The organism is Streptomyces sp. NPDC021749 (genome assembly GCF_040640655.1).
Lineage (GTDB): Bacteria > Actinomycetota > Actinomycetes > Streptomycetales > Streptomycetaceae > Streptomyces.
Genome location: NZ_JBFACE010000016.1, coordinates 67646 through 76639, shown reverse-complemented (window position 1 = coordinate 76639; position 8994 = coordinate 67646). Strand labels below are relative to the sequence as shown.

The following is an 8994-nucleotide window of genomic DNA, read 5'->3' as shown; positions in this document are numbered from 1 at the left end:
GTGCTGCATCTGCGAATGATCGTGCCGGCGGACCGTACGGACGCGGTGCTGGGCCTGCTGGAGACGACCGTCGGCACGGCCCATGTGGCGGTGCTGGCCGGGGCCGCCCGGGACCCGCGGGGCGATGTGGTGCTGTGCGACGTCGCCCGGGAGGCCGCCGACGGGCTGCTGACCGGCCTGCGGGCGCTGGGCCTGCACACGGACGGCTCGATCGCGATCGAGAACATCGACCTGTCGCTGTCCGTACGGGCCGACCGGGCCGAGGACGAGGCGCCCGGCGAGGGGGCCGACGCGGTGCTGTGGGAGTCGCTGACCGACGCCACCCACGAGGAGTCCACGCTCTCCGCCACCTACCTGGCGTTCCTCACGGTCGCCACGATGATCGCGGCCTGCGGTGTGGTCCTCGACAACGCGATCCTGATCGTCGGCGCGATGGCGGTGGGACCGGAGTTCGGCCCGGTGGCCGGCATCTGCACCGCGCTGGTGCAGCGGGCGCCGCGGCTGGCCTGGCGCTCGGTGACGGCGCTGGTCGTGGGCTTCGCCGCGGCCATGGTGCTCACGGTGGGCTTCAGCCTCTTCATGGACGCGGTGGGCCTGTTCCACGCCGGGGCGCTGGCGGCGGAGCGGCCCAACACGAACTTCATCTACCGGCCGGACTGGTTCTCGTTCGTCGTCGCCGTGCTGGCCGGGATCGCCGGGGTGCTCTCCCTGACGTCCGCGAAATCGGGCGCGCTGGTCGGCGTGGCGATCTCCGTGACGACCGTCCCGGCCGCCGCCAACGCCGCGGTCGCGCTCGCCTACGGGGCGTACGGCCAGGCCTGGCGCTCCATGGAGCAGCTGCTGCTGAACCTGGCGGGCATCATCGTGGCCGGCACCCTGACCCTGATCAGCCAGAAACTGCTGTGGGCCCGGCACGACACGGGCCCCGCCCGCCGGCTGCGCCACTGACGACGCAGCCGGCGGGCGGGGCCCACGTGGCTCAGCCCAGTGCGGACTTGACCGCGTCCGCGAGCCGGCCGGCCACCGCCCGCGCCTGCTCCTCGTCCGCGGCCTCCACCATCACCCGGACCAGCGGCTCGGTGCCGGACGGCCGCAGCAGCACCCGCCCGGTGGCGCCCAGCTCCCGCTCCGCCTCGGCGACCGCCTGGGTCAGCTCGGGCGAGCTGGCGACCCGCGCCTTGTCGACGTCGGGGACGTTCACCAGGACCTGCGGCAGCCGCTCCATGACGCCAGCCAGCTCCCCGAGCGGACGGCCGGTCGCCGCGACCCGGGCCGCCAGCATCAGCCCGGTCAGCGTGCCGTCGCCGGTGGTGGCGTGGTCCAGCACGATGACGTGCCCGGACTGCTCGCCGCCCAGCGCGAAGCCGTGCGCCTTCATCTCCTCCAGGACGTACCGGTCGCCGACCGCGGTCTGCACGAGGTCGATGCCCTCGCGCTCCATGGCCAGCTTGAACCCCAGGTTGGACATGACGGTGGCGACCACGGTGTTCTTCCGCAGCGCCCCGGCCTCCCGCATGCCGAGCGCCAGGACGGACAGGATCTGGTCCCCGTCGACCTCGTTGCCCTCGCGGTCCACCGCCAGGCAGCGGTCCGCGTCCCCGTCGTGGGCGACACCGAGGTCGGCGCCGTGCTCGACGACCGCCGCGCGCAGCAGCGCGAGGTGGGTGGAGCCGCAGCCGTCGTTGATGTTCAGGCCGTCGGGTTCGGTGCCGAGGGTGATGACCTCGGCGCCGGCCCGGGCGAACGCCTCGGGCGAGACCCGCGCCGCCGCGCCGTGCGCACCGTCGATGACGATCTTCAGCCCGTCCAGGCGGTTCGGCAGGACGCCGACCAGGTGCGCGACGTAGTTGTCGAAGCCCTCGTCGTAGACGGTGACCCGGCCCACGCCGCCGCCGGTCGGCCGCTCCCACGGCTCGCCGGAGCTGTGCGCGCGGTAGGTCTCCTCGATCCGGTCCTCCAGCTCGTCGGCGAGCTTGTGGCCGCCGCGGGCGAAGAACTTGATGCCGTTGTCGGGCATCGGGTTGTGGCTGGCGGAGAGCATCACGCCCAGGTCCGCCCCCAGCGAGCCGGTCAGGTACGCCACCGCGGGGGTCGGCAGCACGCCCACCCGCAGCACGTCCACCCCGGCGCTGGCCAGCCCGGCCACCACCGCCGCCTCCAGGAACTCCCCCGACGCCCGCGGGTCCCGCCCGACCACGGCCACCGGCCGGTGCCCCTCGAATGTGCCGGCTTCCGCAAGCACATGCGCCGCAGCGACCGAGAGACCGAGCGCCAGCTCCGCCGTCAGGTCCGCATTGGCGACGCCGCGCACACCGTCCGTGCCGAAGAGTCGTCCCACTGGTGTCCTCCGAGTTTCTGAGCTTGGACCAGAGCGTCACGTCCAGGTATACGCCCCTGGACGAAGATCTACGCCGCCCGGTCCCGGATAGCCGAACGCCCCGGCAGCACGGGAAGTGCCACCGGGGCGTACGCCACGAGCTGCATGCCGCAGCGCGTGATTAGCGCTTGCTGTACTGCGGCGCCTTGCGGGCCTTCTTCAGACCGGCCTTCTTGCGCTCGACCGCACGGTCGTCACGCTTGAGGAACCCGGCCTTCTTCAGCGCGGGGCGGTTGTTCTCGACGTCCGCCTCGTTCAGCGCACGGGCCACGCCCAGGCGCAGCGCACCGGCCTGGCCGGAGATGCCGCCGCCGGAGATGCGGGCGATGACGTCGTAGCGGTTGTCGAGTTCGAGCACCTTGAAGGGCTCGTTGACTTCCTGCTGGTGCACCTTGTTGGGGAAGTAGCCCTCAAGGGTGCGGCCGTTGATCTTCCACTGGCCGGAGCCCGGAACGATCCGGACGCGGGCGATGGCGTTCTTGCGACGGCCCAGGCCGGCGGCCGGCTGCGGGTCGCCGAAGCGGGACGCGAGGGACTCGGAGGTGTACTCCGACTCCACGACCTCGGTCTCGGTGGTGTACTCCTCGACCTCGTCCAGCGGGGTCTCGGGGGTGGTCTCAGCCACGATGCTCCTTAAGAATTCTCTGTCGTCTTAGGGGGTGGCCGGACTTACTGCGCGACCTGGGTGATCTCGAACGGCACCGGCTGCTGCGCAGCGTGCGGGTGCTCGGCGCCCGCGTAGACCTTCAGCTTCGAGAGCATCTGACGGCCGAGGGTGTTCTTGGGGAGCATGCCCTTGATGGCCTTCTCGACGGCCTTCTCGGGGTTCTTGTCGAGCAGCTCGTCGTAACGGACGGAGCGCAGACCACCCGGGAAGCCGGAGTGACGGTAGGCCATCTTCTGGGTCTTCTTGTTGCCGGACAGGTGCACCTTGTCGGCGTTGATGATGATGACGAAGTCACCGGTGTCAACGTGCGGTGCATACACCGGCTTGTGCTTACCCCGCAGGAGGGACGCGGCCTGGCTGGCCAGACGGCCCAGGACAACGTCCTGCGCGTCAATGATGTGCCACTGGCGCTGGACATCGCCGGGCTTGGGGCTGAACGTACGCACGGTCGTAGCCTTCGCTTCTTCAGTGATGGGACCCCCGGGCCGTGAGGACTCGGGGGTGGGTCCTGTACTGGTCACCACGATCGATCACGCAGCATGGCGGCGCTACGGGTGACGCAACCCGATCGTCCGCCTCTGGTGGTCGGTCCGGTGGACCGGCGTAAGGGCCCCTCACGTGAGATAGAGCAAGCCAATACGCATAACGAACTCGCAGAATACCGGCCCGTCCCCAGCGCGGTCAAAACGCCCCCCGACCCGGCTCCCGGACCCCCGCGGAGCCCGGCCGCCCGGACCCCCCGGGCCTGCCGGCTACCGCGCCCGCTCCACCCTCCGCTCATCCCACACCGGCTCCGCCGTCTCCCGCACCACACCGTCCGACCCGAACACCAAGAACCGGTCGAAGGACCGCGCGAACCACCGGTCATGCGTCACCGCCACAACCGTGCCCTCATACGACTCCAAGCCCTCCTGAAGCGCCTCGGCCGACTCCAGGTCCAGGTTGTCGGTGGGTTCGTCCAGGAGGAGGGCCGTGGTGCCGGAGAGCTCCAGGAGGAGGATCTGGAAGCGTGCCTGCTGGCCGCCGGAGAGGCGGTCGAAGGGCTGCTCGGCCTGCTTCTCCAGCTCGTAGCGGCGCAGCGCCGACATCGCCTGGCCCTTGTCCTTGGCGTGTTCGGTCCAGAGGATGTCGAGGAGGGTGCGGCCCAGCAATTCGGGGTGGGTGTGGGTCTGGGCGAAGTGGCCGGGGACGACGCGGGCGCCCAGCTTCCAGGCGCCCGTGTGGGCCACGTCCTCGCCGGCCAGCAGGCGCAGGAAGTGCGACTTGCCGGAGCCGTTGGAGCCCAGCACCGCGACCCGTTCGCCGTAGAAGATCTCCAGCGAGAACGGCTTCATCAGGCCGGTCAGCTCCAGGTCCTCGCAGGTCACCGCCCGGACGCCGGTGCGGCCGCCGCGCAGCCGCATCGTGATGTCCTGCTCCCGCGGCGGCTCCGGCGGCGGCCCGGCCTCCTCGAACTTCCGCAGCCGGGTCTGCGCCGCCTGGTAGCGGGAGGCGAGACCGTCGTTGAACGCCGCCTTGTTCTTGAGCGTGTTCACCAGCTGCCGCAGCTGCGCATGCTTCTCGTCCCAGCGCCGCCGCAGCTCCTCGAAGCGGGCGAAACGCTCCTTGCGTGCCTGGTGATAGGTGCCGAAGCCGCCGCCGTGCACCCAGACGTCCGAGCCCGCCGGGCCCGGCTCGACGCTGATGATCTTCTCCGCGGCGCGGGCCAGCAGCTCCCGGTCGTGCGAGACGAACAGCACCGTCTTACGGGTCTGCCGCAGCTGCTCCTCCAGCCAGCGCTTGCCCGGCACGTCCAGATAGTTGTCCGGCTCGTCCAGCAGCAGCACCTCGTCCGTGCCGCGCAGCAGCGACTCCAGCACCAGCCGCTTCTGCTCGCCGCCGCTGAGCGTGCGCACCTGGCGCCACTGCGCCTTCTCGTACGGGACGCCGAGCGCGGCCGTGGTGCACATGTCCCAGACCGTCTCGGCCTCGTAGCCCCGTGCCTCGGCCCAGTCACTCAGCGCCTGCGCGTACGCCATCTGCGCGGCCTCGTCGTCCTCGGTCATGATCGCCAGCTCCGCGGCGTCCACCGCCGCTGCCGCCTCCCGGATCCGCGGCTGGGCCACCGACACCAGCAGGTCCCGCACCGTCCGGTCGTCCCGTACCGAGCCCACGAACTGCGGCATCACGCCCAGCCCGCCGCTGACCGTCACCGATCCGCCGTGCGGCGCCAGCTCCCCCGCGAGCAGCCGCAGCAGCGTCGTCTTGCCCGCGCCGTTGGCCCCCACCAGCGCGACCGTCGCCCCCTCCGCCACCCGGAAGGACACGTCCCCCAGCAGGATCCTCCCGTCCGGCAGGTGGTACTCCAGGTGCCCGGCTTCCAGATGTCCCATGGCGGGATTGTGACCGGCCTATAAGCGTTCCACCAACCGCATTAGGATGCGCGCCATGAGTTTTGGGCAAGGCGGGCCGTTCGACGGCCCCGGGGGATCTTTCTCGTCCACGCCGGACTGGGACGCGCTCGCCGCGGAGAGCGAGGCGCAGTCCCGCCGCAAACGGTGGATGTGGATCGGCGGCGGAGCCCTGGCGACCGTCGCGGTGGCCGGCATCGTCGCCGCCGCCGTGATGGCCGGCGGCAGCGACTCCCCGGGCGGCAACGCGACCGCCGCGCCCACCTCGTCCGGCCAGGCCGCGACCCCGGACGACAAGCCGTCCTTCCCGGACGTCTCGGTACCGCCGCCGCCCAACCCGCGGGACTACATCTCCGACCCGAAGAAGGACACCGCGCCGCTCACCCCGGCCACGCTCTTCCCGCAGAAGGCCATGGTCATCGGCGAGCACAGCTACCCGCGCACCAGCACCGCCTCGACCAAGGACTGCACCGCCGCCGCCCAGGGCCCGCTGGTCTCCTCGCTGTCCCACAACGGCTGCAGGCAGCTGCTGCGCGCCACCTACGCCAAGGGCGGCGTGGCCGTCACCATCGGCATCGCGGTCTTCGACTCGCCCGCCAAGGCCACCAAGGTCATGAACGAGAACCGGACCAACCTCATGCCGCTGCCCGGCGGGGGCGTCCCCTCGGACTTCTGCCAGGGCCACAAGTGCCGGATGGCCACCAACGCCACCGGCCGCTACGCCTACTTCACCATCGCCGGCTACCTCAACGGCAAGGACGTCGTCACCTCGGAGACCAAGGCCCGGCAGATCGCCCGGGACGGCGGCTCCTACGCGTTCGCCCAGATCACCCAGCGCGGCAAGGACCAGGCCGCCAAGGCCGCCGAGCGCCAGCTGAAGGAAGCGCAGAAGAAGGCCGGCCAGGCCTCCTGACCGGCCGGCTCCCGGGGCGGGCGGCCCAGCAGCTCAGCAGCAGCCGCCCGCCGGCAGCGCCCGCTTGTTCCGGGCCTCCTTGTTGCGGGCCGCCAGCAGCCCGTCCGCCGGATATCCGACCTCTTCGAGCGTCAGCCCGTGCGGCCGGACCACATGCACGGCCGAGTCCCGGACGCCGGCCGCGAGCACCTTCCCGGGCCAGTCCGCCGGCCGGTGCCCGTCCCCCACGAACAGCAGCGCCCCGATCAGCGAGCGCACCATGTTGTGGCAGAAGGCGTCGGCCCGCACCGTGGCGGTGATGATCCCGTCGTCGCCCCGTACGAGACTCAGCTCCTGGAGCGTCCGGATCGTCGTCGCGCCCTCGCGCTTCTTGCAGTACGCCGCGAAGTCGTGCTCCCCCAGCAGCCGCCGGGCCGCCTCGTTCATGGCGTCCACGTCGAGCGGCCAGTCGTGCCACAGGACGTGGCCGCGCAGCAGCGGGTCCACGCCGCCGGGGTGGTCGGTGACGCGGTAGGCGTAGCGCCGCCAGATCGCCGAGAAGCGCGCGTTGAAGCCCTCGGGGGCCTCGGCCAGGCGCCAGATCCGCACGTCCTTCGACAGCCGCCCGGCGAGCCGCTTCAGCAGCTTCTCCCGGTGCTCCGCCCACAGCTCCCCCGGCAGGTCGACGTGTGCCACCTGGCCCCGCGCGTGCACCCCGGCGTCCGTCCGCCCGGCCACCGTCAGCTCGTACGTGGTCTCCCCCGACCGCGTCACGGTGCGCAGGGCGTCCTCGATCTCGGACTGCACGGTGCGTCGGCCGCCGGCCTGCTTGGCCCAGCCGTGGAAGGCGGCACCGTCGTACGACAGGTCGAGGCGGACACGGACGTATCCGGGCTGTACTTCGTCACTCACGGGGAGATCCTCTCGGGGCAGATCCCTCGGGCCTGGGCAGATCCCTCGGGAAAGACGCGAAAGCGGGCCCGCCCTCTCGGACGGACCCGCTCACGCGAGGTCAACCTCAGGCGTCCTTGGACTCCTCGGCGGGCGCCTCGGCCGGAGCCTCGGTCGCCGCAGCCTCATCGGCTTCCTTCACCGCGCGCTTGGTCGCGGCCTCGGCCTCGGCGACGGTCGCCTTCTTGGCGATCTCGCCCTCGACCAGCTCGATGACGGCCATCGGGGCGTTGTCGCCACGACGGTTGCCGATCTTGGTGATACGGGTGTAGCCACCCGGACGCTCCGCGAACCGCGGCGCGATCTCCGTGAAGAGCGTGTGCACGACGCTCTTGTCCGAGATCAGCTGCATGACCTGACGGCGGTTGTGAAGGTCGCCCTTCTTCGCCTTGGTCACCAGACGCTCCGCGTACGGACGCAGACGGCGGGCCTTGGCCTCGGTCGTCGTGATGCGGCCGTGCTCGAAGAGGTTGGTCGCCAGGTTGCGCAGCATGGCACGCTCGTGCGCAGCGCTGCCGCCCAGACGGGCACCCTTGGTGGGCTTCGGCATGGTGTATCTCCTTCATTGCTGCACCGGCCGTATCAGGTACCGGTGTCAGTTCCCACGAGGCGGCCGCCCCGCGGAAGATGCACACGGCGGGGGCCCGGGAATCACTCCCGGACCCCTGCCGGTCGAACTCAGTACTGCTCGGTCTCCACGAAGCCCGCGTCCGCGTCGTCGTCGGCACCGAAGGCGTCGGCGGCGGCGGTCGGGTCGAATCCGGGCGGGCTGTCCTTGAGGGCCAGGCCCATGCCGGCCAGCTTCGCCTTGACCTCGTCGATGGACTTCGCACCGAAGTTGCGGATGTCCAGCAGGTCCGCCTCGGAGCGGGCGACGAGCTCACCCACGGAGTGGATGCCCTCGCGCTTGAGGCAGTTGTAGGAGCGGACGGTGAGCTCCAGCTCCTCGATCGGCAGCGCCAGGTCGGCGGCCAGGGCGGCGTCCGTGGGGGACGGGCCCATGTCGATGCCCTCGGCGTCGATGTTCAGCTCGCGGGCCAGGCCGAACAGCTCGACCAGGGTCTTGCCGGCGGACGCCATGGCGTCACGCGGGCGCATGGCCTGCTTGGTCTCGACGTCGACGATCAGCTTGTCGAAGTCGGTGCGCTGCTCGACACGGGTCGCCTCGACCTTGTACGTGACCTTGAGCACCGGCGAGTAGATGGAGTCGACCGGGATGCGGCCGATCTCCTGGCCCACCTGCTTGTTCTGCACGGCGGAGACGTAGCCGCGACCGCGCTCGACGGTCAGCTCCATCTCCAGCTTGCCCTTGCCGTTGAGCGTGGCGAGGACCAGGTCGGGGTTGTGCACCTCGACACCGGCCGGGGGCGCGATGTCCGCGGCGGTCACGAGGCCCGGGCCCTGCTTGCGCAGGTACATCACGACCGGCTCGTCGTGCTCCGAGGAGACGACCAGCTGCTTGATGTTGAGGATGAGGTCGGTGACGTCCTCCTTGACGCCCGGCACGGTGGTGAACTCGTGCAGAACGCCGTCGATGCGGATGGACGTGACCGCCGCACCCGGGATCGAGGAGAGGAGCGTACGACGCAGGGAGTTGCCGAGGGTGTAGCCGAAGCCCGGCTCCAGCGGCTCGATCACGAACCGGGAACGGTATTCGTCCACGACCTCTTCGGTCAGGGAGGGACGCTGAGCGATCAGCATGTTTTCGGTCCTTCAG

Annotated in this window: 9 protein-coding genes; 2 read left to right on the top strand and 7 right to left on the bottom strand. The window is 71.0% G+C overall.

Annotated elements, in window-relative coordinates:
* Nucleotides 1-948 carry a DUF389 domain-containing protein gene (locus tag AB0G35_RS18140; protein ID WP_360949756.1) on the top strand — a complete coding sequence of 316 codons (948 nt, stop codon included), beginning with the start codon at nt 1-3 and terminating at the stop codon, nt 946-948.
* Between the two features lie 31 nt (nt 949-979).
* On the opposite strand, the gene glmM is transcribed toward AB0G35_RS18140, so the two are convergent.
* The 4 genes from glmM to AB0G35_RS18120 form a co-directional block, all read right to left on the bottom strand.
* A complete protein-coding gene (glmM, locus tag AB0G35_RS18135; RefSeq protein WP_360949753.1) occupies nt 980-2338 on the bottom strand; it encodes a phosphoglucosamine mutase in 1359 nt (452 codons plus the stop codon).
* Between the two features lie 160 nt (nt 2339-2498).
* Nucleotides 2499-3002: a 30S ribosomal protein S9 gene (rpsI, locus tag AB0G35_RS18130; RefSeq protein ID WP_360949750.1), complete on the bottom strand. Its 504-nt coding sequence runs from the start codon at nt 3000-3002 to the stop codon at nt 2499-2501.
* 44 nt (nt 3003-3046) lie between these two features.
* Nucleotides 3047-3490: a 50S ribosomal protein L13 gene (gene rplM, locus AB0G35_RS18125; RefSeq protein ID WP_030413033.1), complete on the bottom strand. Its 444-nt coding sequence runs from the start codon at nt 3488-3490 to the stop codon at nt 3047-3049.
* A 306-nt stretch (nt 3491-3796) separates the two neighbouring features.
* A complete protein-coding gene (locus AB0G35_RS18120; protein WP_360949747.1) occupies nt 3797-5416 on the bottom strand; it encodes an ATP-binding cassette domain-containing protein in 1620 nt (539 codons plus the stop codon).
* 55 nt (nt 5417-5471) lie between these two features.
* On the opposite strand from AB0G35_RS18120, the gene AB0G35_RS18115 reads away from it, so the two are divergent.
* The gene (locus AB0G35_RS18115) at nt 5472-6347 is read left to right on the top strand and encodes a hypothetical protein (protein ID WP_360949745.1); all 876 of its coding nucleotides are present in this window, start codon (nt 5472-5474) and stop codon (nt 6345-6347) included.
* 33 nt (nt 6348-6380) lie between these two features.
* On the opposite strand, the gene truA is transcribed toward AB0G35_RS18115, so the two are convergent.
* The 3 genes from truA to AB0G35_RS18100 all read right to left on the bottom strand — a co-directional run bounded on the left by truA (nt 6381) and on the right by AB0G35_RS18100 (nt 8978).
* Complete coding sequence (gene truA / locus AB0G35_RS18110) at nt 6381-7238, bottom strand: tRNA pseudouridine(38-40) synthase TruA (RefSeq protein ID WP_360949743.1); 858 nt, start codon at nt 7236-7238, stop codon at nt 6381-6383.
* 106 nt (nt 7239-7344) lie between these two features.
* Nucleotides 7345-7827, bottom strand: a complete 483-nt coding sequence (gene rplQ / locus AB0G35_RS18105; RefSeq protein ID WP_030413029.1) for a 50S ribosomal protein L17 — start codon at nt 7825-7827, stop codon at nt 7345-7347.
* A gap of 128 nt (nt 7828-7955) precedes the next feature.
* Nucleotides 7956-8978 (bottom strand): DNA-directed RNA polymerase subunit alpha, encoded by a 1023-nt coding sequence (locus AB0G35_RS18100; protein WP_003956430.1) that lies wholly within the window; start codon nt 8976-8978, stop codon nt 7956-7958.
* Nucleotides 8979-8994 lie beyond the last annotated feature (16 nt).